At 63.3% G+C, this 25,499-nt stretch carries 29 protein-coding genes and 1 other RNA gene; 20 read left to right on the forward strand and 10 right to left on the reverse strand.

Annotated features, from left to right (window positions below; genetic code table 11):
• Position 1 precedes the first annotated feature (1 nt).
• The 9 genes from livM to CK219_RS13345 all read left to right on the forward strand — a co-directional run bounded on the left by livM (position 2) and on the right by CK219_RS13345 (position 10,479).
• Positions 2-1,597 (forward strand): high-affinity branched-chain amino acid ABC transporter permease LivM, encoded by a 1,596-nt coding sequence (livM, locus tag CK219_RS13305; RefSeq protein WP_095767233.1) that lies wholly within the window; start codon positions 2-4, stop codon positions 1,595-1,597.
• Positions 1,597-3,006 carry an ATP-binding cassette domain-containing protein gene (locus tag CK219_RS13310; protein WP_095767234.1) on the forward strand — a complete coding sequence of 470 codons (1,410 nt, stop codon included), beginning with the start codon at positions 1,597-1,599 and terminating at the stop codon, positions 3,004-3,006. The genes livM and CK219_RS13310 overlap by 1 nt, the downstream gene beginning before the upstream one ends.
• The gene (locus CK219_RS13315; protein ID WP_095767235.1) at positions 3,006-3,734 is read left to right on the forward strand and encodes an ABC transporter ATP-binding protein; all 729 of its coding nucleotides are present in this window, start codon (positions 3,006-3,008) and stop codon (positions 3,732-3,734) included. Before CK219_RS13310 ends, CK219_RS13315 begins: the two co-directional genes overlap by 1 nt.
• Before the next feature lie 117 nt (positions 3,735-3,851).
• Positions 3,852-4,199, forward strand: a complete 348-nt coding sequence (locus CK219_RS13320; protein WP_095767236.1) for a DUF6867 family protein — start codon at positions 3,852-3,854, stop codon at positions 4,197-4,199.
• Between the two features lie 137 nt (positions 4,200-4,336).
• Positions 4,337-5,452 carry a branched-chain amino acid ABC transporter substrate-binding protein gene (locus tag CK219_RS13325; RefSeq protein ID WP_095767237.1) on the forward strand — a complete coding sequence of 372 codons (1,116 nt, stop codon included), beginning with the start codon at positions 4,337-4,339 and terminating at the stop codon, positions 5,450-5,452.
• Between the two features lie 269 nt (positions 5,453-5,721).
• On the forward strand, positions 5,722-9,180 hold the full coding sequence (gene pyc / locus CK219_RS13330) for a pyruvate carboxylase (protein WP_095767238.1): 3,459 nt from the start codon (positions 5,722-5,724) through the stop codon (positions 9,178-9,180).
• Between the two features lie 268 nt (positions 9,181-9,448).
• On the forward strand, positions 9,449-9,709 hold the full coding sequence (locus CK219_RS13335; protein ID WP_095767239.1) for a DUF2312 domain-containing protein: 261 nt from the start codon (positions 9,449-9,451) through the stop codon (positions 9,707-9,709).
• Positions 9,710-9,731: 22 nt separating this feature from the next.
• Positions 9,732-10,172 carry a hypothetical protein gene (locus CK219_RS13340; protein WP_095767240.1) on the forward strand — a complete coding sequence of 147 codons (441 nt, stop codon included), beginning with the start codon at positions 9,732-9,734 and terminating at the stop codon, positions 10,170-10,172.
• 10 nt (positions 10,173-10,182) lie between these two features.
• Positions 10,183-10,479, forward strand: a complete 297-nt coding sequence (locus tag CK219_RS13345; protein ID WP_095767241.1) for a hypothetical protein — start codon at positions 10,183-10,185, stop codon at positions 10,477-10,479.
• A 62-nt stretch (positions 10,480-10,541) separates the two neighbouring features.
• Here CK219_RS13345 and msrB read toward each other — a convergent pair whose 3' ends face one another.
• The 4 genes from msrB to CK219_RS13365 form a co-directional block, all read right to left on the reverse strand.
• Positions 10,542-10,946: a peptide-methionine (R)-S-oxide reductase MsrB gene (msrB, locus tag CK219_RS13350; RefSeq protein WP_040991646.1), complete on the reverse strand. Its 405-nt coding sequence runs from the start codon at positions 10,944-10,946 to the stop codon at positions 10,542-10,544.
• Between the two features lie 93 nt (positions 10,947-11,039).
• Positions 11,040-12,230: a VWA domain-containing protein gene (locus CK219_RS13355; RefSeq protein WP_095767242.1), complete on the reverse strand. Its 1,191-nt coding sequence runs from the start codon at positions 12,228-12,230 to the stop codon at positions 11,040-11,042.
• Between the two features lie 7 nt (positions 12,231-12,237).
• Positions 12,238-12,684, reverse strand: coding sequence for a GNAT family N-acetyltransferase (locus CK219_RS13360; RefSeq protein WP_095767243.1), 447 nt, complete (start codon positions 12,682-12,684; stop codon positions 12,238-12,240).
• A gap of 78 nt (positions 12,685-12,762) precedes the next feature.
• Positions 12,763-13,602 carry a MoxR family ATPase gene (locus CK219_RS13365; protein ID WP_095767244.1) on the reverse strand — a complete coding sequence of 280 codons (840 nt, stop codon included), beginning with the start codon at positions 13,600-13,602 and terminating at the stop codon, positions 12,763-12,765.
• A gap of 161 nt (positions 13,603-13,763) precedes the next feature.
• On the opposite strand from CK219_RS13365, the gene ssrS reads away from it, so the two are divergent.
• The 6 genes from ssrS to CK219_RS13395 all read left to right on the forward strand — a co-directional run bounded on the left by ssrS (position 13,764) and on the right by CK219_RS13395 (position 16,939).
• Positions 13,764-13,919: non-coding RNA, 6S RNA (gene ssrS, locus CK219_RS13370), on the forward strand.
• A gap of 141 nt (positions 13,920-14,060) precedes the next feature.
• Complete coding sequence (locus CK219_RS13375; RefSeq protein WP_095767245.1) at positions 14,061-14,642, forward strand: 5-formyltetrahydrofolate cyclo-ligase; 582 nt, start codon at positions 14,061-14,063, stop codon at positions 14,640-14,642.
• A 46-nt stretch (positions 14,643-14,688) separates the two neighbouring features.
• The gene (locus CK219_RS13380; RefSeq protein ID WP_095767246.1) at positions 14,689-14,958 is read left to right on the forward strand and encodes a BrnT family toxin; all 270 of its coding nucleotides are present in this window, start codon (positions 14,689-14,691) and stop codon (positions 14,956-14,958) included.
• Positions 14,959-14,983: 25 nt separating this feature from the next.
• On the forward strand, positions 14,984-15,271 hold the full coding sequence (locus CK219_RS13385) for a helix-turn-helix domain-containing protein (protein ID WP_095767247.1): 288 nt from the start codon (positions 14,984-14,986) through the stop codon (positions 15,269-15,271).
• Complete coding sequence (locus tag CK219_RS13390; RefSeq protein ID WP_095767248.1) at positions 15,268-16,092, forward strand: YmdB family metallophosphoesterase; 825 nt, start codon at positions 15,268-15,270, stop codon at positions 16,090-16,092. The genes CK219_RS13385 and CK219_RS13390 overlap by 4 nt, the downstream gene beginning before the upstream one ends.
• 79 nt (positions 16,093-16,171) lie before the next feature.
• Positions 16,172-16,939 carry a TerC family protein gene (locus tag CK219_RS13395; RefSeq protein WP_095767249.1) on the forward strand — a complete coding sequence of 256 codons (768 nt, stop codon included), beginning with the start codon at positions 16,172-16,174 and terminating at the stop codon, positions 16,937-16,939.
• A 25-nt stretch (positions 16,940-16,964) separates the two neighbouring features.
• Here CK219_RS13395 and CK219_RS13400 read toward each other — a convergent pair whose 3' ends face one another.
• Genes CK219_RS13400 through CK219_RS13410 form a run of 3 tightly spaced genes read right to left on the reverse strand, consistent with a single transcriptional unit; the run spans position 16,965 to position 18,369 of the window.
• Positions 16,965-17,429 carry an SRPBCC family protein gene (locus tag CK219_RS13400; protein WP_095767250.1) on the reverse strand — a complete coding sequence of 155 codons (465 nt, stop codon included), beginning with the start codon at positions 17,427-17,429 and terminating at the stop codon, positions 16,965-16,967.
• Between the two features lie 20 nt (positions 17,430-17,449).
• Complete coding sequence (locus CK219_RS13405) at positions 17,450-17,842, reverse strand: VOC family protein (protein WP_095767251.1); 393 nt, start codon at positions 17,840-17,842, stop codon at positions 17,450-17,452.
• A 44-nt stretch (positions 17,843-17,886) separates the two neighbouring features.
• Positions 17,887-18,369 carry an SRPBCC domain-containing protein gene (locus CK219_RS13410; protein ID WP_095767252.1) on the reverse strand — a complete coding sequence of 161 codons (483 nt, stop codon included), beginning with the start codon at positions 18,367-18,369 and terminating at the stop codon, positions 17,887-17,889.
• Between the two features lie 51 nt (positions 18,370-18,420).
• Between CK219_RS13410 and CK219_RS13415 the strand changes: the two genes are divergently transcribed.
• From CK219_RS13415 to CK219_RS13425, 3 genes are all read left to right on the forward strand, one after another.
• Positions 18,421-18,744, forward strand: coding sequence for a metalloregulator ArsR/SmtB family transcription factor (locus CK219_RS13415; RefSeq protein ID WP_095767253.1), 324 nt, complete (start codon positions 18,421-18,423; stop codon positions 18,742-18,744).
• 203 nt (positions 18,745-18,947) lie between these two features.
• Positions 18,948-19,697, forward strand: a complete 750-nt coding sequence (locus CK219_RS13420; protein ID WP_095767536.1) for a YebC/PmpR family DNA-binding transcriptional regulator — start codon at positions 18,948-18,950, stop codon at positions 19,695-19,697.
• Positions 19,698-19,715: 18 nt separating this feature from the next.
• A complete protein-coding gene (locus tag CK219_RS13425) occupies positions 19,716-20,024 on the forward strand; it encodes a SelT/SelW/SelH family protein (protein ID WP_095767254.1) in 309 nt (102 codons plus the stop codon).
• 56 nt (positions 20,025-20,080) lie between these two features.
• On the opposite strand, the gene CK219_RS13430 is transcribed toward CK219_RS13425, so the two are convergent.
• Entirely contained in the window at positions 20,081-20,557 is a 477-nt protein-coding gene (locus tag CK219_RS13430) for a DUF1772 domain-containing protein (protein WP_095767255.1), read from the reverse strand.
• Positions 20,558-20,686: 129 nt separating this feature from the next.
• On the opposite strand from CK219_RS13430, the gene CK219_RS13435 reads away from it, so the two are divergent.
• Entirely contained in the window at positions 20,687-21,328 is a 642-nt protein-coding gene (locus tag CK219_RS13435) for a TetR/AcrR family transcriptional regulator (RefSeq protein ID WP_095767256.1), read from the forward strand.
• Positions 21,329-21,621: 293 nt separating this feature from the next.
• Here CK219_RS13435 and rpmE read toward each other — a convergent pair whose 3' ends face one another.
• Positions 21,622-21,843, reverse strand: a complete 222-nt coding sequence (gene rpmE, locus CK219_RS13440) for a 50S ribosomal protein L31 (RefSeq protein ID WP_027166741.1) — start codon at positions 21,841-21,843, stop codon at positions 21,622-21,624.
• Between the two features lie 206 nt (positions 21,844-22,049).
• Here rpmE and CK219_RS13445 point away from each other — a divergent pair, with 206 nt between their 5' ends.
• Entirely contained in the window at positions 22,050-23,852 is a 1,803-nt protein-coding gene (locus CK219_RS13445; RefSeq protein ID WP_095767537.1) for an ABC transporter transmembrane domain-containing protein, read from the forward strand.
• 33 nt (positions 23,853-23,885) lie between these two features.
• On the opposite strand, the gene CK219_RS13450 is transcribed toward CK219_RS13445, so the two are convergent.
• Complete coding sequence (locus CK219_RS13450; protein WP_095767257.1) at positions 23,886-25,370, reverse strand: carboxypeptidase M32; 1,485 nt, start codon at positions 25,368-25,370, stop codon at positions 23,886-23,888.
• Positions 25,371-25,499 lie beyond the last annotated feature (129 nt).

Consider the following 25,499-nt stretch of genomic DNA (forward strand, 5'->3'; position numbering starts at 1 on the left):
GATGGCCGTTACCGTGTCTTCGGAGCGCGATGCCGTCGCTACTCCAGTCCAGCGCGCTTTTCGCGAAGCGCTCTATGCAGGCGCCATCGCGCTCGGCCTGTTCGTGCTGTTTATCGGTCTCAGGACCGACCAGAATATCTCCAACGAACTGATTCTGGTGCAGCGCTGGGGCCTGCTCGCCCTGGTGGTCATCGCCACCGCCGGGGGCCGCTTCCTGTATGTCGCCTATGGCCAGCCCTTCGTGGCCAGCCTGAAGATCGCCGACATCGACACAGGCCTGCTGCCCGACACCATGGCGGCACGCTTCTTCAGGATGCCTTATTTCGTAGCCGCGGTCGTTGTCGCAGCCCTGCTGTTCGTGCTGGCGGGCTCGCTTGACGGGCTGCTCGGACCCGACCTTGCCGGCTACGCGCGCTTTGTGCGGGCGCTGGCGATCATTTATGCCGTCGCCTGGGTAATGTATTATTTTCGGGCCTTCATCCACGCCCACTTCTCGGCGTTGGGCATCAGCGCGCTGGCGCTCTATCCGATCATCGTCGTGCTGGTGCTTGCGCTGGTAACAGGATCGATAGCGGGAGGGTTTCAGGGCTCTCTGAAGTGGGTCGACAATTTCGGCATCCAGATCCTGATCTATGTGATGCTGGCCTGGGGGCTGAACATCGTCATCGGCCTCGCCGGCCTGCTCGATCTCGGCTACGTCGCCTTCTATGCCGTCGGCGCGTATGCCTACGCGCTGCTCGGCACGCATTTCGGCCTGTCCTTCTGGATCCTGCTCCCGGCCGCCGGCTGCATGGCCGCCTTCTGGGGCGTCATGCTCGGCTTCCCCGTGTTGCGGCTGCGCGGCGACTATCTGGCGATCGTCACCCTTGCCTTTGGCGAGATCATCCGCCTCGTCCTGATCAACTGGCGCGAGGTGACAAACGGTTCGGCCGGCATTTCCGGCATTCCAAAGGTCTCCTTCTTCGGCCTGATGTCGTTCAACGTCTCGGATCCGAACTACATCGCCAAGGTGCTGCACATCGCCACATCGAGCGCCTATTACAAGATCTTCCTTTACTATCTGATCCTCGGACTCTGTCTTTTGACCGCCTTCGTTACCATCAGGCTGCGCCGGTTGCCGGTCGGCAGGGCGTGGGAAGCGCTGCGCGAGGACGAGATCGCCTGCCGCTCGCTCGGCATCAACACCACCACCACCAAGCTGACGGCGTTCGCCACCGGCGCCATGTTCGGCGGCTTCGCCGGCTCGTTCTTCGCCGCAAGGCAAGGTTTCGTCAGCCCCGAATCCTTCGTCTTCCTGGAATCGGCGATTGTCCTCGCCATCGTCGTGCTCGGCGGCATGGGTTCGTTGGTCGGCATCGCCGTAGCGGCGCTGGTGATGATCGGCGGCACCGAAGCGTTGCGGGAGCTCGACTTCCTGAAGCGGGTCTTCGGTCCCGATTTCACGCCTGAACTCTACCGCATGCTGCTTTTCGGCATGGCCATGGTCATCGTCATGCTGTGGAAGCCGCGCGGCTTCGTCGGCAGCCGCGAGCCGACGGCCTTCCTGAAGGAGCGAAGAGCGGTTTCAAGCTCCTTCACCAAGGAGGGGCACGGCTGATGAACGCGACCCCTTCCTCGAACGATTTCATCCTGCAGGTCGAGCATCTGTCGATGAAGTTCGGCGGTCTGGTCGCCATCGGCGACCTGTCGTTCCAGGCCAGGCGCGGCGAGATCACCGCGCTGATCGGCCCGAACGGCGCCGGCAAGACCACGGTGTTCAACTGCATCACCGGCTTCTATAAGCCGTCTGAAGGCATGATCACGCTGAACCGGGGGGATGGCTCGACCTATCTGCTCGAGCGCCTGCCCAACCACGAGATCCCGGCCCGCGCCAAGGTGGCGCGCACCTTCCAGAACATCCGCCTGTTCTCGGGCATGACGCTGCTGGAGAACCTCCTGGTCGCGCAGCACAACAAGCTGATGAAGGCTTCGGGCTATACTCTCCTCGGCCTGTTCGGCTTTCCGAGCTATCGCCAGGCCTCGGCCGAGTCGATCGAGCTCGCCAGGCACTGGCTGGAGAAGGCCGATCTTGTCGATCGCGCCGACGATCCGGCCGGCGACCTGCCCTATGGCGCGCAGCGGCGCCTGGAAATCGCGCGCGCCATGTGCACGGGGCCGGAGCTTCTGTGCCTCGACGAACCGGCCGCCGGCCTCAATCCGAAGGAATCTGCGGCGCTCAACGAGCTGTTGATGGGCATCAAGAGCACCGGCACGTCGATCCTGCTCATCGAGCACGATATGTCGGTGGTGATGCAGATCTCCGACCATGTCGTCGTGCTCGAATACGGCCGCAAGATCTCCGACGGCAATCCGGCGTCGGTCCGCACCGATCCGCGCGTCATCGCGGCCTATCTCGGCGTCGACGACGAGGAGGTCGAGACGGTGCTGACCGAGGTCGGCGACGAGGACGTGATCGAGCAGCTCGATACCGGCCCCGATTCCGCGCATGGGCCGGGAAATTCCGCCTCGATGATGGCGGGGCCGGTTTCCGATTCGGTCGAACATGGTAATGAGGGCGAGCGGGTCACGGTGTCGAAGGGCGCCTCGAAGGCGGCGCAAGTCGACGCGCGCGCCGCATCGATAGCCAGCAAACCGGTTCCAGCGCCAGCGACAAAGTCGGCCGCCGCGAAAGGCAAGCCGACGGCGAAAGCCCCTGCAAAGAAGGCGCCCGGCAAGGCGCCGGCGAAAGCCGGCGGCATCTCCAATCGCCTCGACGCGCCGCGCGGCGGCAAGGCGGACAGCCTGATCCGCATCAAAGGCATCGGCCCGGTCAACGAGCGCAAGCTCAACGAGCACGGCATCTTCCATTTCGACCAGATAGCGGCTTGGAAGAAGGCCGACATCGAGGCCGCGGAAGCCTATCTCGCCTTTGACGGGCGCATTGCCCGCGAAGACTGGATCGGCCAGGCGAAGACGCTGGCGAAAGAAGCAGCGGCCAAGCCCGCGACGCGTGGAGGGCGTAAATAATGGCCGGCACAACGCTGCTCGACATCAAGGGTGTCGAGACTTACTACGGCAACATCCGGGCGCTGAACGGCGTCGATGTCAGCGTCAACCAGGGTGAGATCGTGGCACTGATCGGTGCCAACGGCGCCGGCAAATCGACGCTGATGATGACCATCTTCGGCGCGCCGCGCGCCCGCACCGGCACCATCACCTTCGCCGGTACCGACATCACCAAGATGCCGACGCATGAGATCGCACGCCTGCGCATCGCGCAATCCCCGGAAGGCAGACGCATCTTTCCGCGCATGACGGTGATGGAAAATCTGCAGATGGGCGCCAGCCTCGACAACCTCAAGCATTATGACGAGGACGTCGAGAGGGTGTTCACGCTGTTCCCGCGGCTGAAAGAGCGCATCGCCCAGCGCGGCGGCACGCTGTCGGGCGGCGAGCAGCAGATGCTGTCGATCGGGCGCGCGCTGATGGCGCGGCCGAAGCTTTTGTTGCTGGACGAGCCCTCGCTGGGCCTCGCTCCGCTGATCGTCAAGCAGATCTTCGACGCCATCCGCGAGCTCAACAAGACGCAGGGGCTGACCGTGTTCCTGGTCGAGCAGAACGCCTTCGGCGCGCTCAAGCTGGCCACGCGCGGTTATGTCATGGTCAACGGCAATGTGACGATGAGCGGCACCGGCAAGGAATTGCTCGCCAATCCGGAAGTGCGCGCCGCCTATCTCGAAGGCGGACATCATTAGAGCGCGATGACTTTCCCAGGATCGCCATCTCGCTCTAAGGTTTTGTTCTTGAAGCATGATCTTCTCCGAAAAGTCTGCAACTTTTCGGGATCATGCTAAGATCTGGGGACATCGATCATGCAGGGCATTATCTACGAAGAAGCCTCGATCTGGCAGTTTCTGTTCGTCACAGGCCTGCTTGGCGGCGGGGCGGCATGGATGACAGGCAAAGCGGCGGCTCAGACCTGGAGCACGTATCTGCGGCTGTTTTTCTTCCTGCTCGGACTCGGTATCGGCGTCAGATTCATCCATCACGCCTTGTTCGGCGGCACGATGTTCTCGCTGCATTACTATATCGTCGACACCATCGTCCTGATGATACTGGGCTTCCTCGGCTATCAATACACGCGCACCAACCAAATGGTCACGCAGTATAACTGGCTCTATGAAAGAGCTTCCTTGTTAAGCTGGAAACCGAAAGGTTGACGTTCACCATTACGCCGTTTTCGGGGATGAATCGGCGTGACAAGTGCCTGAAAATCGGCATTCTATGCTTTCTGCGATAAGGGTGGGCATCGCATGAAAGTATCATCCACGCCCACTCCGTAAATGGGAGCGTTTCAATGAAAAAATCACTTTTGTCCGCCGTGGCGCTGACCGCGTTCGTCGCGTTCAGCGGCAGCGCGTGGGCCGACATCCTGATCGGCGTCGCCGGTCCGATCACCGGCCCGAACGCCGCCTTCGGCGCGCAGTTGCAGAAGGGCGCGGAACAGGCAGTCGCCGACATCAACGCGGCGGGCGGCATCCTCGGCCAGCAGCTCAAGCTCGAGATCGGTGACGATGTCTCCGATCCCAAGCAGGGCATCTCGGTCGCCAACAAGTTCGTCGCCGACGGCGTCAAGTTCGTCGACGGCCACTTCAACTCCGGCGTGTCGATCCCAGCCTCGGAAGTCTACCAGGAAAACGGCATGCTCGAGATCACGCCGGCCGCGACCAACCCGAAGTTCACCGAGCGCGGCATGTGGAACACCTTCCGCACCTGCGGTCGTGACGACCAGCAGGGCAAGGTGGCCGGCGACTACATCGCCAAGAACTTCAAGGATGCCAAGATCGCCATCATCCACGACAAGACGCCTTATGGTCAGGGCCTCGCCGACGAGACCAAGAAGAACCTCAACGCCAACGGCATCACGGAAGTGTTGTACGAAGGCGTGAATGTCGGCGACAAGGACTTCTCGGCCCTCATCGCCAAGATGAAGGAAAACGGCGTCACGCTCATCTACTGGGGCGGCCTGCACACCGAAGCCGGCCTGATCATCCGTCAGTCGGCCGATCAGGGCCTGAAGGCGCCGCTGTTCTCGGGCGACGGCATCGTCTCCAACGAACTGGCCTCGATCGCGGGCGACGCCGTTGCCGGCACGCTCAATACCTTCGCTCCGGATCCGCGCAAGAATCCGGCCGCCAAGGAAGTGGTCGAGAAGTTCCGCGCCAACGGCTTCGAGCCGGAAGCTTACACGCTCTACTCCTATGCCGCGGTGCAGATCATCGCCCAGGCCATCGCCAAGACCGGCTCGGCCGACGACGCGCAGAAGGTTGCGGAGACGATCAGGGCCAACACCTGGAAGACCGCCATCGGTGACATCGGCTACGACAGCAAGGGCGACATCACCCGTCCTGACTATGTCATCTATGAATGGAAGAAGGGCGACGACGGCAAGTACAGCTACTTCGAGAAATAAGCCGGCAAACTCGAGCCGACTTTTCGGGGATGCCCGGCGCTCGCGCCGGGCATTTTCGTTTGCGGGCGAGGCCAACCGGAAGCTCGCGCCGCGCCTCGGGCAATACCCGTCCACCACCCATGATCCGTGTTCGAAGAACAGCAATGACGATTTGGCGCAAACAGGCGACTTAAATCGTTTTAGCTGTCGCGCAAATTTGTTTGCGCTGCAGCATTTTCACGTTAATCATTGCGCCGGTTCATCTCCCTTCCGCTGCTGGAGCCTACTCCTTGGCCATCACGAAGATCCTCGTCGCCAACCGGTCCGAAATCGCCATCCGCGTGTTCCGCGCGGCCAACGAGCTCGGCCTCAAAACCGTGGCGATCTGGGCGGAGGAGGACAAATATTCGCTGCACCGCTTCAAGGCCGACGAGAGCTATCAGGTCGGCCGCGGACCGCATCTGGCCAAGGACATGGGTCCGATCGAGAGCTACCTGTCGATCGAGGAGGTGATCCGGGTCGCCAGGCTGTCGGGCGCCGACGCCATCCATCCCGGCTACGGCCTGCTGTCGGAGAGCCCGGAATTCGCCGAGGCCTGCGCCGAGGCCGGCGTCACCTTCATCGGCCCGAAGCCGGAAACGATGCGCCGGCTCGGCAACAAGGTCGCCGCGCGGAACCTGGCGATTGAAGTCGGCGTCCCGGTCGTCCCGGCAACCGATCCGCTGCCGGACGACATGGACGAGGTCAAGAAGCTCGCCGCCCAAATAGGCTATCCGGTGATGCTCAAGGCCTCGTGGGGCGGCGGCGGCCGCGGCATGCGCGCCATTCGCGCCGAGGCCGACCTCGCGCGCGAGGTGATGGAAGGCAAGCGCGAGGCCAAAGCCGCCTTCGGCAAGGACGAGGTCTATCTCGAAAAGCTGATCGAGCGCGCCCGTCATGTCGAGGTGCAGGTGCTGGGCGACACCCATGGCAATGCCGTGCATCTGTTCGAGCGCGACTGCTCGATCCAGCGCCGCAACCAGAAGGTCGTGGAGCGTGCGCCGGCGCCCTATCTCAGCGAGGAGCTGCGCCAGGAGCTTTGCGGCTATGCGCTCAAGATCGCGCGCGAGACCAGCTATATCGGCGCCGGCACGGTCGAGTTTCTGCAGGACGCCGACACCGGCAAGTTCTATTTCATCGAGGTCAATCCGCGCATCCAGGTCGAGCACACCGTCACCGAGCAGGTGACCGGCATCGACATCGTCAAGGCGCAGATCCACATCCTCGACGGCTTCGCCATCGGCACGAAGCAATCGGGCGTGCCGGCGCAGAAGGACATCAGGCTGAACGGCCACGCGCTGCAGTGCCGCATCACCACCGAGGATCCGGAGCACAATTTCATCCCGGATTATGGCCGCATCACCGCCTATCGCGAGGCGGCCGGCTTCGGCATCCGGCTCGACGGCGGCACCGCCTATTCGGGCGCGGTCATCACCCGCTTCTACGATCCGCTGCTCGAAAAGGTGACGGCCTGGGCGCCGACGCCCGGCGAGGCGATCTCGCGCATGAACCGGGCGCTGCGCGAGTTCCGCATCCGCGGCGTCGCGACCAACCTCACCTTCCTCGAAGCGATCATCAACCACCCGCGCTTCGCCGACAATTCCTACACGACCAGGTTCATCGACACGACGCCGGAACTGTTCGAGCAGGTGAAGCGGCAGGACCGCGCCACCAAGCTGCTCAACTACCTGGCTGATGTCAGCGTCAACGGTCATCCGGAGACGCGCGGCCGGCCGATGCCGAAGGCGAATGCGGCGGCACCCGTGGTGCCCTATCTCGACGGCCATATTTCGGACGGCAGCAAGCAGAGGCTCGACGCGCTCGGTCCCGAGAAGTTCGCGGCCTGGATGCGCGGAGAGCGCCAGGTGCTGGTCACCGACACGACGATGCGCGACGGCCACCAGTCGCTGCTCGCCACGCGTATGCGCACCTATGACATCGCCGGCATCGCCGGCACCTATGCGCGGGCGCTGCCGCAATTGCTCTCGCTGGAATGCTGGGGCGGCGCGACGTTCGACGTCGCCATGCGCTTCCTCACCGAGGATCCGTGGGAGCGGCTGAGCAAAGTGCGCGAGGCGGCGCCCAACCTTCTGCTGCAGATGCTTTTGCGCGGCGCCAACGGCGTCGGCTACACCAATTATCCCGACAATGTCGTCCAGCATTTCGTCGCCCAAGCGGCGGCCGGCGGCGTCGATCTGTTCCGCGTCTTCGACTGCCTTAACTGGGTCGAGAACATGCGCGTCGCCATGGATGCGGTCGGCGCCGAGGGCAAGCTGGTCGAAGCGGCGATGTGCTACACCGGCGACATCCTCGATCCGGCCCGGGCGAAATACGACCTCAAATACTACGTCGGGCTGGCCAAGGAGCTGGAGGCGGCCGGCGCGCATATCATCGCCGTCAAGGACATGGCCGGCCTGTTGAAGCCGGCCGCGGCGCGCGTGCTGTTCAAGGCGCTGCGCGAGGCGACCGACCTGCCGATCCATTTCCACACGCACGACACGTCAGGGCTGTCGGCGGCGACGGTGCTGGCGGCGGTGGAGAGCGGCGCCGACGCTATCGACGCAGCGATGGATTCCTTCTCCGGCAACACCTCGCAGCCCTGCCTCGGCTCGATCGTCGAGGCTCTGAAGGGCACCGAGCGCGACCCCGGTCTCGATCCGCAATGGATCCGCCGCATTTCCTTCTACTGGGAAGCGGTGCGCAACCAGTACGCAGCCTTCGAGAGCGATCTCAAGGGACCTGCCTCGGAGGTCTACCTGCACGAGATGCCGGGCGGCCAGTTCACCAACCTCAAGGAACAGGCGCGCTCGCTCGGGCTCGAGACGCGCTGGCATGAGGTGGCGCAGGCCTATCACGACGTCAACCTGATGTTCGGCGACATCGTCAAGGTGACGCCCTCGTCCAAGGTGGTTGGCGACATGGCGCTGATGATGGTCAGCCAGGATCTCACCGTCGCCGATGTCGAGAACCCGGCCAAGGACATCGCCTTCCCGGACTCCGTCGTGTCGATGCTGCGCGGCGATCTCGGCCAGTCGCCCGGCGGCTGGCCGGCTGCGCTGCAGAAGAAGGCGCTGAAGGGCGAGAAGCCGATTACGGTTCGACCGGGCTCGCTGTTGAAGCCCGCCGACCTCAAGGCGAGCCGCAAGGACATCGAGGGCAAGCTCGACCGCAAGCTCTCGGAGTATGAATTCGCCTCCTGGCTGATGTATCCGAAGGTGTTCACCGACTTCGCGGCGGCGCAGGAGACCTACGGGCCTGTCAGCGTGCTGCCGACGCCAACCTATTTCTACGGCATGAAGCCGGAAGACGAGATCTTCCTCGACATCGAGAAGGGCAAGACGCTGGTGGTTCGCTGCCAGGCGTTCGGCGAGGTCGACGACAAGGGCATGGTCACCGTGTTCTTCGAGCTCAACGGCCAGCCACGCCGCTTCAAGGTGCCGGACAGGGCGCATGGCGCTTCCGCCGCCAAGGCGCGCCGCAAGGCCGAACCCGGCAATGAGGGGCATGTCGGCGCGCCGATGCCCGGCGTCGTATCGGCGCTTGCCGTCGCGCCCGGACAGGCGGTCAAGGCGGGCGACGTGCTGCTTTCGATCGAGGCGATGAAGATGGAAACCGCGCTGCATGCCGAACGCGACGGCGAGATCGCCGAGGTGCTGGTGAAGGCCGGCGATCAGATCGACGCGAAGGATCTGTTGATCGCATTCAAATAAGGTGTGCCGATATTCAGGTGAGGCCGGCCTGCAAACGCCGGCTTCCTGCGCTTCCGGCGCTCACGTACTTTGAGTACGCTCCGCTCCGGTTCTCGGAATCCATCGTTTTCGACTCGGCCTGACCTGAATCTCGGCGCACCTTTGGATGTGCCCAGCCGTCCACAGGCGCTCGACAAGTGTCTTGACCCGCCGCGCCCGCTCGGGCAGTGAACCCGCTCCAATTTGCCGTGGCGGGAATCGCCACTGCTCCAGAAGACGCGGAGAAAAAATGGCCGACGAAATCACCGAGACCAGCCAGACTGTAGCCGCCGGCCAGCTGCGCACCATCATCGAGCGCATCGAGCGGCTCGAGGAAGAGAAGAAGACGATCTCCGACGACATCAAGGATGTCTATGCCGAAGCCAAGGGCACCGGCTTCGACACCAAGGCGATCCGCACCATCGTGCGGCTGCGCAAGAAGGATCAGGCCGAGCGCCAGGAAGAGGAGTCCATCCTCGATCTCTACAAGGCCGCTCTCGGAATGGCGTAAGCCCCATGGCCGGAGGCCGGCCATGAACGAATTCGACTTCGGCGGCCGTCGCGCCTCGGAGTTCCGCCACCGCGGCTTCTGGGCGCTGTTCGCCGAACGGCACCCGCAAGAAAGGCAAAGGCTCGCTCGGCGCGGGCCATGGTTCTGGCAGCGCGGGCTGCCGGATTTCGCTTTGGTCCTTTCGATGTATGTCGCGCCGGCGCAGAACCATGTCGGCGTCTTCTTCGGGCGCAACGAGAAGTTCGGCGCCACGAAATCCTGGTCGCGGCTGAAACCGTTCCAGCCGGCGATCGAGTCCAGGCTGAAGCTCAGGCCCGAGCAGAGCTGCGAAGGTCTCGGCATCAACTCGATGTGGCGGGTGAACTGCTACGCCGAGGACAATTGGCCGGCCATGAGCGACTGGCTGGTGCGGGAATGCTCACGCTTCGAAGAAGCCGTGACCGAAATTCTCGGGCAGCGATAGGTCGCGGGCGATGAGGGATTTTTTCCGTTCGCGCTGGAGAGGCCAGGTTCCGCTCGACCGGCTGTTCTGGCGCGATATGCTGCTGGTCGGTACCATTCTGAGCATCGCCTCTTCGGCGCTGGCGCTGGTCCTGCTCGGGTTGAAGCTGCCGCTCTGGCTGGTGCTGGCGGTGCATTTCCTCCCCGTTCCCTATACCATTTTTCTGACGGTCGCTGTCTGGCGGACCGCGGAGAAGGCCGGGGGTTTCAAGGCGCAGCTGATGATGCTCGGTTCCGCCCTCTGGCTGATCACAACGGTCGTTGTGTAGAGCCGGATGGAGCATGAAAAAGGGCGGCCGAGGCCGCCCTTTGCGAAGACTGGAAGCCCAGATCAGGCCGCAGGCTCGAAGCGCAGCGCCACGCCATTGATGCAGTAGCGCAGGCCGGTCGGCGGCGGGCCGTCCTCGAAGACATGGCCGAGATGGCTGCCGCAGCGGGCGCAATGGCATTCGGTGCGGACCATGCCGTAGCTGCGGTCGACGGTGGTCTCGATCGAGCCCGGGACCGGGTCGTTGAAGCTCGGCCAGCCGGTGCCGCTCTCGAACTTCAGCTTGGATTCGAACAGCGGCTGGTCGCAGCCGACGCAATAGAAGGTGCCGGCGCGCTTCTCGTAGAGCAGGGCGCAGCTGCCGGGGCGCTCAGTGCCATGGTTGCGCATGACGGCATACTGCTCCGGCGTCAGCCGGGCGCGCCACTCGGCATCGGTGCGGGTGACGGGATAGGCGTGGGTGTCCATGGAATCTCCTCGGCCTTGGCGGCTCGTTGTTGCTTGCAACGGTTATTCGCACAAACATAGGCATCTGTTACAAATGCCGCCAGCGAAAGCGAGCTAATGCTTGCGCGACAACTGCCTGGTCGCTGCCTCAAGCCCTGCCAATGTCAGCGGGAACATGCGGCCACCGAAGATGTTGCCGATCAACTGGATCGAGTGCGTGTAGCGCCAGTTCTTCTCAGCTTCGGGATTGAGCCATATCGCGTTCGGCCATTGCTGCAGCAGGCGGGCCAGCCACACACTTCCGGCCTCGGGATTCCAGTGCTCGACCGAGCCGCCGGGGTGAGCGATCTCGTAAGGGCTCATCGAGGCGTCGCCGACAACGATCACCTTATAGTCCGGCCCGTATTTGTGAATGAGGTCGAAGGTCGGGATCCTCTCGGCCAGCCGCCGGCGATTGTCCTTCCAGACGCGCTCGTAAAGGCAATTGTGGAAGTAGAAATACTCGAGCTGGCGGAACTCGGCGCGCGCGGCGGAAAACAGTTCCTCGACGCCGCGTATATGGTCATCCATCGAGCCGCCGACGTCGAAGAACATCAGAAGCTTCACGGCATTGCGCCGCTCGGGCCGGGTCTTGACGTCGAGATAGCCGTGCTCGGCGGTGGCGTGGATGGTGCCGGGCAGGTCGAACTCCTCCTCGGCGCCCTCGCGTACCCAGCGGCGCAGCCGCTTCAGCGCCACCTTGATGTTGCGGGTGCCGAGCTCGACGGTGTCGTCGAAGTTCCGGAATTCGCGCTTGTCCCAGACCTTCACCGCGCGGCGATGCCGACTTTCATGCTGGCCGATGCGCACGCCTTCAGGGTTGTAGCCATAGGCGCCGAAGGGCGAGGTGCCGCCGGTGCCGATCCATTTCGAGCCGCCCTGATGCCGGCCCTTCTGCTCCTCGAGGCGCTGCTTCAAGGTCGCCATCAGCTTCTCGAAACCGCCAAGCGCTTCGACCAGCTTCTTTTCCTCCTCGCTCAGGTGCTTTTCCGCCAAACGGCGCAGCCATTCCTCGGGGATGTTGACGACATCGACGGCATCGGGGCTGCCGAGTGCCTCGACACCCTTGAAGACATGCGCGAAGACCTGGTCGAAACGGTCGATATGGCGTTCATCCTTCACCAGGGCCGAGCGCGCGAGGTAATAGAAAGCCTCGACGTCATAATCGACCAGCCCGGCCTCCAGCCCTTCCAGCAGCGACAGATATTCCCTGAGCGAAACAGGAACCCGCGCGGCTTTCAGTTCTAGGAAGAAGGGGATGAACATCAGTCCCTTATAGCAAATCGTACTCGATGAATCCGGTCCGCCGCGCCACATGGTCGTAGAGCCGGCGCGCCGTGGCGTTGGTCTCGTGCGTCATCCAGTAGACATTCTTGACGCCGATCTTGCCGGCCTCGTCCCGCACCGCTTTGATCAGCGCCGCGCCCACGCCTTTGCCGCGCACCTCCGGATCGGCGAACAGATCCTGCAGGTAGCAGTTGTTGACCAGTGACCAGCAGGAGCGGTGGTAGAGGTAGTGAGTCAGTCCAACCGCTTTGCCGTCGAGCGTGGCGATGAAGCCTTTCGGCTCGAATTCGCCTGCCGTGAACAAACGCTTCCAGGTGACGTCGTAGACCTCGTCCGGCAGCTTGGTCTCGTAGAAGGTGAGGTAGGCAGTCCAGAGGCGCCGCCAGTCGGTGTGGTCGGACTGCGCGAACGGGCGGACGACGATCTCGGACATCTTTTCTCCTCCAGTGCTTTCGGTCCGAAGCTGCGGCAGCGACCGATTGCCGGCAACGGTCCACGAACGGGGAAAGCGCTATTGCTGCCGTCTGGCCATGAAGGCCAGCCGCTCGAACAGGTGCACGTCCTGCTCGTTCTTGAGCAGCGCGCCATGCAGCTTCGGCAGCATGTTCTTGGGATCGGCGCGCAGATCCTCTGGCGCGATGTCGTCGGCGACCAAAAGGCGGATCCAGTCGAGCGCTTCGGAGGTCGACGGCTTCTTCTTCAGGCCCGGCACATCGCGGATCTCGTAGAACTGACTCAGTGCCGCCCGCACCAAATTCTGCTTGATGCCGGGATAATGCACCTCGACGATCCGGTGCAGCGTGTCGATGTCGGGGAAGCGGATATAGTGGAAGAAGCAGCGGCGCAGGAAGGCGTCCGGCAGTTCCTTCTCGTTGTTCGAGGTGATGATGACGATAGGCCGGAACTCGGCGCGGATCGTCTCGCCGGTCTCGTAGACGAAGAACTCCATCCGATCGAGCTCCTGCAGGAGGTCGTTGGGGAATTCGATGTCGGCCTTGTCGATTTCGTCGATCAAAAGCACGACTTTTTTCTGCGCAGCGAAGGCATCCCACAGCTTGCCGCGCTTGATGTAATTGGCGATGTCGTTGAAGCGCTCGTCGCCGAGTTGGCTGTCGCGCAACCGCGAGACGGCGTCATATTCATAGAGGCCCTGCTGCGCCTTGGTGGTCGATTTGACGTTCCATTCGATGAACTCGAGCCCGAGCGCGGAAGCCACCTGGCGGGCAAGCTCGGTCTTGCCGGTGCCGGGCTCGCCCTTGACCAGCAAGGGCCGCTCCAGCGCGATCGCGGCGTTGACCGCAACCATCAGATCCTTGTCGGCAACGTAAGCCGCAGTGCCTTCGAAACGCATCTTTTCTCCTGTCCGTGCGGCGGACCGTAAGGAGGCTGGACGGGCCGCGCAAGGGCGGTTGCCGGACAGCTTCCCATCGGGACGGTCCGCAAGACGAATTATGCGCAAATGGTGACCCGTTTCTCTGGCGCACGGCTAATCATCGGCCTATATTTGTCGACGGCGGTCTGCGCTTCCCGGCAGGAGAAACTTATCCCCGGGGCCTTATCGATCCTTAGGGAGCTGTCCCTGGGAAGACCCGTGGGTTTTCTCACACGGCGCCCACCTACTTTGTAGGCACCCGGGATCGACCTCTCCACCGGTTGTGTGGATCGTCGCTCTCCCGTTTTTCGGGAGACAAGCGTCTTCTCTGTTTTGACGCAGTTCAAGGAAAACCGCTGCGCACTTTTCCTCGAATTGCGCTAGAAAGCGTCGCTCCTAAATCCCCATCCAAATCTGACCCTTTCTAGCGTCGGCGCATGTCACCTTCCAAAGACCTGAAAAAACAGCTTCGCAAGGAGGCGCTGGCGCGCCGGGACGCGCTCGACGAGTTCTGGCGCGTCGAGATCGCGCTCGAAATGGCCGAGACCGCGAAGGAAGAAATCGACTTCGAGCCTGGCCGGGTGGTCTCCGGCTTCTGGCCGATGCGCTCCGAGGTCGATGTGCGGCCGCTGATGTTCGCGCTGCGCGAGAAGGGCGCAAGGCTCTGCCTGCCGGCGATCCTCGACAAGACCACGATCGTCTTTCGCGAGCTGGTGCGCGGCGCGCCGATGGTCGAGATGGGATTCGGCACGGTCGGGCCGCATGAAGAGGCGGAAGTGCTCGACCCGACGCTCATGCTGGTGCCGCTCGCCGCCTTCGACGGCCGCGGCCACCGTATCGGCTACGGCGCCGGCTATTACGACCGCGCCATTGCCAGGCTGGCCGACAAGGGCATCACGCCGAGGCTGATCGGCATCGCCTTCGATTGCCAAGAAGTCGAGCGGGTGCCGGATGAGAACCATGACGTCATCATTCCGGAAATATTGACCGAGAGCGGGTTGCGCCGGTTCACGACTTGACGCGGGCGCCCACCCGGCAAATACTACTGAATTCCAGTAGGCTGGCATGCTTGAATTCGAATGGGACGACCAGAAGGCGACGAGCAATCTTGCCAAGCACGGTGTGGCATTTGCGGATGCCAAACGCCTGTTCGACGACATCCGTGCTCTGCATTATTCCGATCGCTCCATGGAGCGCTTCATTGGCATCGGAATCGTCAATGGATTGGTGCTGACGGTGGTTTACACCGAACGCGGCGACCGAATAAGACTGATCTCCGCCAGAAAGGCGACGCGCCATGAGCAAAAAGCATATGACCAAGCACGCAGGGACTGAATCCGATTGGGAACGTCTGCGCAGCATGAGCGACGCGGAGGCGGAGGCTGGCGCCCTGGCGGATAAGGACAATCCACCGCTCAGCACGGATCGGCCGGGAGTGGCATCTGTTGCCCGTGTCAAAGTGATCCGCCGGGCCTTGCATCTTACCCAGGAGGAATTTTCCGTCCGCTATCGCATTCCGCTCGGCACGCTTAGGGACTGGGAGCAGGGCAGAACAGAGCCGGACCAGGCGGCACAGGCCTATTTGCAGGTCATCGCCAAGGAGCCGGATACGGTGTCGCGGGCGCTCGGTACGCGCAGCGCCGCATGAGACTTCTCTTTCTCGGCGACATGGTTGGCAAAACGGGGCGCACGGCAGTCTGGGAGCAACTGCCGGGGCTGATTTCCGACTTCAAGCTCGATTTCGTCATCGTCAATGGCGAGAACGCGGCCGGCGGCTTCGGCATCACCGAAGAGATCTTTCGCGAGACGCTCGCGGCCGGCGCGGATGTCGTCACCACCGGCAACCATGTCTGGGATCAGCGCGATGCGCTGATCTTCGCGCCGCGCGAGGAGCGCTTCCTGCGTCCCTCCAATTTTCCCAGGGGCACGCCGGGCCGCGGCTCGGGCGTCTACATCGCCCGCAATGGCGCGCGCGTGCTGGTCGCCAACATCATGGGCCGCGTCTTCATGCATCCCGAGCTCGACGACCCTTTCCAGGCCGGCGAGCGTGAGCTTGCCGCCTGCCCGCTCGGCGAGCAGGCCGATGCGGCCATCATCGATTTCCACGCCGAGGCGACCTCGGAGAAGATGTGCTTCGCGCATTTCGTCGACGGCCGCGCCAGCCTGGTGGTCGGCACGCATACGCATCAGCCGACCGCCGACCATCAGATCCTCAATGGCGGCACCGCCTATATTTCGGACGCCGGCATGTGCGGCGATTATGATTCCTCGCTCGGCATGGACAAGGAAGAGCCGCTGAACCGGTTCCTTTCCAAGGTGCCGAAGGGCCGTTTCGAGGCGTCCTCAGGGCCTGCGACGCTCTGCGGCGTCGGCGTCGATATTTCCGATCGCACCGGGCTTGCCGAGAAAATCGCGCCGTTTCGTCGCGGACCGCGGCTGGAAGAAACGGCGCCGTCCTTCTGGTCGTGACATTGATATAAGCGAAATCAATACCTAACTGGCGACGAAACCCGCGAAACTGCTCTAGATCGTAGAGGGGACGACCTTCATGCAGCTTGTCGAATTTCTGGCGCCGCACTTTCATTTTGTTTCCGATCCGACTGCGTGGGTCGCGCTTTTGACGCTGGTGGTGCTCGAGATTGTGCTCGGCATCGACAATCTGATCTTCATCTCGATTCTGACCAACAAGCTGCCGGAGGCGCAGCGCGCCCGCGCACGCCGGTTGGGCATTTCGGCGGCGCTGATCATGCGACTGATCCTGCTCGCCACGATCTCGATCATCGTGCAATTGACGACGCCGGTGTTCACCGCCCTCGGCCACGGCTTTTCCTGGCGCGACCTGATCCTGATCGCCGGCGGCCTGTTCCTGGTCTGGAAGGCGACCAAGGAAATCCATCACACGGTCGACCCGCAGGATCATCAGGACACGATGGTCGGCGGCACGCTGCAGATGAGCCTTGCCGGAGCGATCTTCCAGATCCTCCTGCTCGACCTCGTGTTCTCGATCGATTCCATCATCACTGCCGTCGGCATGACCGACGAGATCGCCATCATGTATATCGCGGTAATCGTGGCGGTGAGCGCGATGATGCTGGCGGCGACGCCGCTTGCCAATTTCATCGCCAGGAACCCCTCTATCGTTATGCTGGCGCTCGGCTTCCTTTTGATGATCGGCATGACGCTGATCGCCGACGGCATGGGGTATCATGTGCCCAAGGGATACATCTACGCCGCCATGGGCTTTTCCGCGCTGGTCGAAGGCCTCAACATGCTGGCGCGACGGCGTAAGAGGCAGGGGTCGGGGGAGGGGCACTGAGGCTCGCCACCGCGCCGGTGAGCCGCTAGGCCGAAACACCCTTCGGGTGACGGTCGCCGATCAAGCCGAGCGTCAGGCCCTGTTCCAGCCAGGCCTTGGCGCCGGCAAGCACCAGCGCGAAGCCGCCGGTGGATTCGACAGCCTGCTTCACCTGCTCATCGGCGGAACCGGCGAAGCCGAAATTGCGGATTTCGAGGAAGGTCGCTTCATCCGGCATCTCGGTGAATGTCCAGACGACGGTGGTCGGCGGATCGCTCCACTGCATGATGATCTTCTCGTTGGGGACGATCTCGCTCACCTCGACCTTGGTCGAGACGCCATACATGCTCCATTCCCATTCGACCAGCTTGCCCTCATTCAGGCGACCGCTGGAATGCGTAAACCAGAATTTCGTGGTGACCGTCGGATCGACGATCGCTTCGAACACCTCGGCGACCGGCCGACGGATCAGCATGGCGGTTTCGGCGATAGGAGCTTTCTTCAGTTCCACGGTTTCCTCCTGGGACTGTTTCAGGGCAGGTTGATCTGCCAGGAGACGCCGAACCGGTCGTTGAGCCAGGCGAAACGCTGGCTGAAGCCGTAATTGCCGGTCGGCATCAGGAAGCCGCCGTCCCTGGAAAGAACGCCGACGATCCGCTCGAGCTCCTCTTCGGACGAGCAGTCGACAAAGAAGGAAAAGGACGGCGTGAAGGTGAAGGCGTGGTGGACGGGGCTGTTGTAGATCCTGACCTCGACGCCGCCGATCAATGCGCGCGCCAGGTGGAGCGTTCCTTCCGCCCCGTCCTCGCCCGAGCCATAGCGCGTGATGTCGAGCACACGGCTCTCCGGAATGGTCTCGCAATAGAGGGTCATGGCCTCCTCGGCCTTTCCCTCGAACATCAGGAATGGCGTTGCTTTCGTCATCGGGCGACCTCCTCCTGCCGAATATCGGGACCTGAATGTCGGCCTCAGATGTTGGTCTCGTTGGCCGGCTCGCCGCGCAGCTCGCTGCGGTAATAGCCGTCGCGCAGATTGATGCCATATTCGAGATAGGCCTTCATGCAGGCCAGCATCTGCGACCAGCCCTCGCAGTTGAGGTAGGATTTCTTCAGGCCGGCCTCGCCTTCGTGCCAACCTTCTTCAGCGATGGTGACGAAGGTGCCGCCGTCCTCAAGCGGCTCGAAATTCATCTCGATGCGGGTCTTGTAGGCGGGCTTTCCATCGTCATCGGTGGCGTCCCAGCGCAGCACGATGCGCTTGTCCTTGGTTACCTCGTCGACCTCCACCGGCACGGACTTCCACCAGGTGACGGTAGTGCCGGTGACAAGCGGAGCCGAAGCGCCGCCGATGGTGGTGAAATAGCCGCTGAGCTTTGTCGGATTGACGACCGCGTCGAAGACCTCGGCGACCGGTTTGCCGATGCGTCCGGAAATCCTGAAACCAAGGGCCATATCCACAGCTCCTTCCTTGCTGCTTGAAACGATATGTTATAGAAATATAACATGTCAAGTCAAATCTCCGACGACCATGTTTTCAAGGCCTTGGCGCATCCGCGCCGGCGCGAATTGCTGGATCGCCTGAAGGATCAGCCGCAGACCACCGGCGCGCTGTGCGAGGCTTTCCCGGATATGGACCGCTGCACGGTGATGATGCACCTGAAAGTCTTGGAGGAGGCCGATCTGGTGGTGGCGAGGCGCGAGGGACGCGAGCGCTGGAACCACCTCAATGCGGTGCCGATCAAACAGATCCACGACCGCTGGATCAGCCAGTATGCCGGCCACGCCATCAGCATTCTCGATCGGCTGAAGTCGGATCTGGAGGGCTGAACCGCCCTCTTAGGCGTTGGCATGACGGTGCGTCTGGACGAATTGAGCCGATTTATCTATAAGCCGGCCATTCCGACAAAGAGCGCCGCGCGCCTTCGCAGGCATGCCCGGGGCGTTCTGAAAATTTGAATTCGAGCATTTTGCGGATGGCGAGCGATCTCGCTTGGCGCCGCGGTGCTCTAGCCGAACACGACAGGGGTGCCATGGCTGGCCATTCGCAGTTCAAGAATATCATGCACCGCAAGGGTCGCCAGGACGCGGTGCGGTCGAAAATGTTTTCCAAGCTGGCGCGCGAGATCACCGTCGCCGCCAAGGCCGGGACGCCCGATGTATCGATGAATCCGCGGCTTCGCCTGGCCGTGCAGAACGCCAAGGCGGTGTCGATGCCGAAGGACAACATCCAGCGCGCCATCAACAAGGCGTCCACGGGCGACGGCGAGAACTACGAGGCGGTGCGCTACGAAGGCTACGGTCCCGGCGGCGTGGCGCTGATCGTGGAAGTGCTGACCGACAACCGCAACCGCTCGGCCTCCAATGTGCGCGCCGCCTTTACCAAGGCCGGCGGAGCGCTCGGCGAAACCGGCTCGGTGTCGTTCATGTGGAACCGTGTCGGCGAGATCTATTATCCGGCCTCGGCCGGCAGCGCCGACAAGGTGATGGAAGCAGCGATCGAGGCCGGCGCCGACGAGGTGGAATCGGACGAGGAAGGCCACACCATCTATTGTGCCTTCGAGAATCTCGGCGAGGTTTCGAAGTCGCTCGAGGCGGCGCTCGGCGAGGCGGAATCGGTCAAGCCGATCTGGCAGCCGCAGAACAACGTCCCGGTTGACGAAGAGCGGGCGCAGTCGCTGATGAAGCTGGTTGCTACCCTCGAAGACGATGACGACGTGCAGAGCGTCTACGCCAATTTCGAGGTCGACGACGAGACGATGGCCAAGCTCAGCGCGGCCTGACCGGCCACGCGATACGATATGAGCGAGAAGCCGCTGCCCGTCATCCGCATCACCTATTGCACGCAGTGCCAGTGGCTGTTGCGGGCCGGCTGGATGGCGCAGGAGCTGCTCTCGACCTTCGGCACCGATCTCGGCGAAGTGACGCTTGTGCCGGGCACCGGCGGCATCTTCACCATTTCCTGCAATGACGTGCTTGTCTGGGAGCGCAAGCGCGACGGCGGTTTTCCGGACGCGGCAAAGCTCAAGCAACTGGTTCGCGATGTCATCGATCCCGACCGCGACCTCGGCCACGCCGATCGCAAGGATCGCAAAAAAGACCCCGCCTGATGAACTTCCCGAAAGTTGGACACAACCTTCGAGGTTGCATTCGCGGGCCGCGGTCTTCAGATCAATGCCATGATGAAGCAAGCCATCGCGACTATCGCAGTGACGGTGCGGACGTGATTCCACATTACCCACTGGCTCAGATGGTTTGCCCACACGGCGGCGCCGTTGGCGCTGGCAGGATCGACGGCGGCTAAGGCGTCATTGAGCGGCACGTTGAAGACCATGGTCACGATCGGATTGCCGACGAAATAGATCATGGCACCGGCAAGCAGCCAGTACGAGCCGGACAGGCTCCAGCCGAAGAAAACGCCGGCAATCAGCACGAGGCAGATGAGGCCGGTGCCGAACAGCGCCGTCATGAAGGTCGGCGTGATCACAGTGACGTTGATCGAATTCATCGCGGCGATGCCGCTTGGGACGGGCAGCCGGGCAAGTGCTGCCATGACGAAATTCGAGAAGGCGAAGAAGACGCCGCCGACGACGCCGGAGCCGATCGCGGCGACAAAGGTGAGGGTAGGAAGAAGTTTCATCATCTCGGTTGCTCCAATGCCGGGTTTTGCTCGATTCTAAAATGCGAGTAACCCTCACATTTGCAAAACGTGATAAACCCTCGTATTTTGTGAGTCAAGCCGGTTTCCGAGAAATCGCCCAAGGAGAGAGCCATGGATGAGAAAACCGCCGCGAGGCCAAACCAGGCGGACATTGCTGCGCCGCGCCGGTCGCCGAGCCAGCAACGCAGCCGCGAGCGGGTCGAACGCATCCTCTCCGCCGCCTCGACGCTGATTGCCGAGCAGGGTAGCGATGCGATGCGCATGGGCGAGGTGGCGGAACGGGCGGGGGTGTCGATCGGCTCGCTCTACCAGTTCTTCCCGGACAAGCGAGCGATCGTCTGGGCGCTGGCCGAGCGCTACACGGCCGGAAGCCAGGCGTGTATTTCCGCGGCGCTGAAGGATGTCAGCGATGCTGAAGGCCTGCGCAGGTCGTTTTCGGAGCTGGTCGATATCTACTACCGGCTGTTCCTGGCCGAGCCGGTGATGCGCGACATCTGGTCGGGCACGCAAGCCGACAAGGCGCTGCGCGAACTGGAGCTCGCCGATAGTCGCGCCAATGCCGATTTCCTGCTCGCGGTGCTGAAGCGGATTCGCCCCGATGCCGATCCGATCGAATTAGAGACGGCCGCGTTTCTCGTCTGGCAGATGGGCGAGGCCGCGGTGCGGCTGGCTATCTCGGTCGAGCGGGACGAGGGCGACAGGCTGGTTGAGGCCTACAAGCGCATGGCGCTGAGAGAGTTGGTGGGCGAGTAGGAACGATTCCGCAGCGTCGCAAGACTTGGGTTCCTCGCCCCCGCCAGGGGCGGGGGAGAGGTGTCCGCGAAGCGGACGGAGCGGGGGCCTCGTAGGGCACTCCCCTCTCCGTCTCGGCTTCGCCGAGCCACCTCTCCCCACTTCGCGGGCGAGGAACCTTGAACTTTCAAGCGCCGGCGCTGCCCCTCATCCGCCCTTCGGGCACCTCCCCGTAGAACGGGGAGAAGAACGAAACTGGCAACAAAAAACCCGCCTCGAAGGCGGGTTTCTCGAAATCTGCCGATGTATCCGGCTTAGAGGCCGAAACCTTCAAAACGCTTCTTGAATTTCGAGAGGCGGCCGCCGCGGTCGAGCAGGGTCTGCTGGCCGCCGGTCCAGGCCGGGTGCGTGGTCGGGTCGATGTCGAGGTTCATCGTATCGCCTTCCTTGCCCCAGGTCGAACGGGTCTGGTATTCGGTGCCATCGGTCATGACGACCTTGATGGTGTGGTAGTCGGGATGGATATCGGCCTTCATTGTCGTGTTTCCTGGCTGCCGGCGCTGGCAACGGGCCTGAAGGCCTGCGTCGATGCGCCCCTTTTTAAAACTCGAAGCCGCAGCTAATGAAAAGCCACGGCTTCTAAAACGGTCGGCGAGCCTATACATCAGCCGGAATTGAATCACAAGGCCGCGGCGGGCGCATATTGGAGCGCGGTCCCGCCAAGCGGCCAGAGGAAACGCTCATGGCGGAAATCGGTGGCAGCGCAAGCGAGCGCAGACGCTCGGTCCGGCCGCTTCGCAGCCTCGTTCCGTACGTTACCCGCTACCGGAAGCTGGTAATAGGCGCCGTCATCTCGCTGATCGTGGCTGCGGTGACGACGCTTGCCTTGCCGATGGCCGTGCGGCGCATGATCGACCATGGTTTCCAGGCCGCTAGCTCCACCTTCATCGCGGAATATTTCGCGGCGCTGGTTCTGATGGCGGCTTTGCTGGCTGCCGCTTCGGCCAGCCGCTACTATTTCGTCATCACGCTCGGCGAGCGGGTCGTGGCCGACATTCGCCGCGACGTCTTTTCGCATGTCACCACGCTGTCGCCGGCGTTTTTCGATCGCGCGCATTCGGGCGAGATCGTGTCGCGGCTTGCCGCCGACACCACGCAGGTGAAGTCGGCGGTCGGCGCAACCGCCTCGGTCGCGTTGCGCAATCTCATCCTCGGCCTCGGCGCGGTGGCGATGATGGTCGTCACCAGTCCGAAACTTTCCGGCCTGGTCATTGCAGCCATTCCGGTGATCGTGCTGCCGCTGGTCGCCTTCGGCCGCTCGGTGCGGCGCAAGTCCCGGCAAGCGCAGGATACGCTCGCCGAGGCCACCGCCTATGCCAGCGAGCAGATCGGCGCGGTGCGCACGCTGCAGGCCTTCACCAACGAAAAGCTCGTCACTGGCCGTTTTGCGGACGCAGTCGACGCCGCCTTCGAGGCGGCGCGCGCATCGGTGTTCGCGCGCTCATTCCTCACCTTCTTCGCCATCTTCATGATCTTCTCCTCGGTGGTCGCGGTGCTGTGGTTCGGCTCGCGCGACGTGCTTGCCGGCACGCTGTCGCCGGGCACGCTCGGCCAGTTCCTGCTCTATTCGGTGTTTGCCGCCGGCGCGCTCGGCGCGCTGTCGGAGGTCTGGAGCGAGCTGTCGCAGGCGGCGGGTGCCGCCGAGCGGCTGACGGAGATCCTGGCAGAGACGCCGGCGATCCGGCCGCCGGTCGATCCGCTTCCCTTGCCGGCAACGGCCAAGGGCGCGATCAGCTTCGACGACGTGTCCTTCTCTTATCCGGCGCGGCCGGACCGCGCTGCGGTGCATGGATTGAGGTTCCAGGTGAAGCCAGGCGAGACAGTGGCGATCGTCGGGCCTTCGGGTGCGGGAAAAAGCACCGTCTTCTCACTGATCCTGCGCTTCTACGATCCTGAGACCGGCCGCGTCGTCATTGACGGCGTCGACGTGCGCGAGGCCGATCCGGCCGCGATCCGCCAACGCACCGCGATCGTGCCACAGGACGTGACCATCTTCGCGGCGAGCGTCCGCGACAATATCGGCTTCGGCAGGCAGGGCGCCAGCGGTGCCGAGATCGAGGCCGCGGCCAAGGCAGCGCTTGCCGACGAATTCATCGCCAGGCTCGACAAGGGCTATGACAGCCAGGTCGGCGAGCGCGGCGTGACGCTGTCCGGCGGGCAGCGCCAGCGCATCGCGATCGCCCGCGCCATCCTGCGCGACGCGCCAATCCTTCTGCTCGACGAAGCGACCTCGGCGCTCGACGCCGAGAGCGAGACGCTGGTGCAAAGAGCGCTGGAGCGGCTGATGCGCGGCCGCACCACCATCGTCATCGCGCACCGGCTGGCGACAGTGCTCAAGGCCGACCGCATCCTCGTCATGGACGGCGGGCGCATCGTTGAGGAAGGCACGCATCAGAGCCTGGTCGCCAAGGGCGGCATCTACACGCGGCTCGCCAAGCTGCAGTTCGAGACCGGAGCCAGCGCCTTCAAGGGCGCGGCGGAGTAGGCACGCCGCACCCAGCCGGTTTCGACCCGCGGGTCAGTTGCCGTAGCGCCTGCTCAAGTGCTCGGTGAAGTAAGCAGCGTTGAGCTTCTCGCCGGTGGCGCGCTCGAGCAGGTCCGGCGTCGACCAGCGCGAGCCCTGCGACCAGATCTTTGCGCGACGCCACTCGTTGATGGCGCTGAAATCGCCCTTGGCGAGATCCTGGTCGGCGGACGAATGCTCCCTTGTCAGAGCCGCCCATTGCTGCGCGGCCATCATGGCGCCTAGCGTATAGGAGGGGAAATAGCCGAAGGCGGCACCCGGCCAATGCACGTCCTGCATCGGGCCGTCAGCTGGATTATCGATGGTCGAGAGCCCGAGATAATCGCGCATCTTGGCATCCCAGGCCTGGGGCAGGTCGGCGACCTCCAGCTGGCCGGACACGAGCTCCTGTTCGAGTTCGTAGCGCAGGATGACATGCAGCGGATAGGTGACTTCGTCGGCGTCGACGCGGATCAGGCCGCGCTCGACATGGTGGACATGCGGCAGGATGTCGTCGATCGACCAGGCTTCGCCGAGATGTTTCTCGACCACCGGCAGCGCCCAGCGCCAGAAGGCCGGGTTACGGCCGATCTGCTTTTCGACAAACAGGCTTTGGCTCTCATGCACTGCCATGCCGCGCGCCTTACCGAGCGGCCAGTGCGACCAAGCCTTCGGCAGGTTCTGCTCGTAGAGGGCGTGGCCGGTCTCGTGCAGCACGCCCATCAGCGCCGACAGGAAGTCGGAGGTCTTGTAGCGGGTGGTGATGCGCACGTCGGTCGGCACGCCGCCGCAGAAGGGATGATGCGATACCGACAGCGAGCCGTGGGTGAGGTCGAAGCCGACGGCCGCCATCATGGCAAGGCCGAGCTCGCGCTGGCGCTCGACGGCATAGCTACCGGAGAGCGGCTTCAGCGGGTGCTTCGCCAGCCGGGCATCCTGCACGGCCAACGCATGCGGCAGGAAATCCTTGAGAAAGGCCTTCAACTCCGCAAACACCGGCGTGATGTCGGCGGCGCGGTTGCCGGGATCGTACTGCTCCATCAGCGCGTCATAGGGGGCTAGACCGAGCGCGTCGGCGCGCAGCGCCGCTTCCTCGCGCACCAGGGTCACGACGCCTTCCAGCGCCGGCAGGAAGCCCGCCCAGTCGTTCTTGGCGCGCAGGTCGCGCCAGAGCTGCTCGGAACGCATGCGCGCCACCGTCTGGCGCTCGACGAATTCGACCGGCAGACAGGTGAGATTGGTGTATTGGCGGCGCAGTTCCCGCACCGCCGCCTGCTGCTCTTCGCCGAGCGGCTCGGCTTCGGCCGCCGAAATCCAGTCCCCGATCTCGGGCGCTGTGGCCTGGCGGTGCAGCATGCCTGCAAGCGACGACATCGCCTCGGCGCGCTTCTCGCCGCCGCCGACCGCCATATGCGTCGCCTCGTCGGCGCCGAGGATCGCCAAGGCATGCTCCAGCGCTTCGAGCTTGTGGCCGAGTTGGTCGAGTTTCTGGAAGGACATGGCGGGTTCCGGCTGCAAAGGGGCTGGCGCGAAAAGATACCAAGGCGCGAAGCTTGGCAACCCTGGTTGGCGATCCAGGGTCAGCCTATCTTGCGCGGCGGCGTCGACGTGTGGTCAAGACTTGTCCGA

The sequence above is a fragment of the Mesorhizobium sp. WSM4313 genome (assembly GCF_002294725.1).
In the GTDB taxonomy this organism is placed as follows: domain Bacteria; phylum Pseudomonadota; class Alphaproteobacteria; order Rhizobiales; family Rhizobiaceae; genus Mesorhizobium.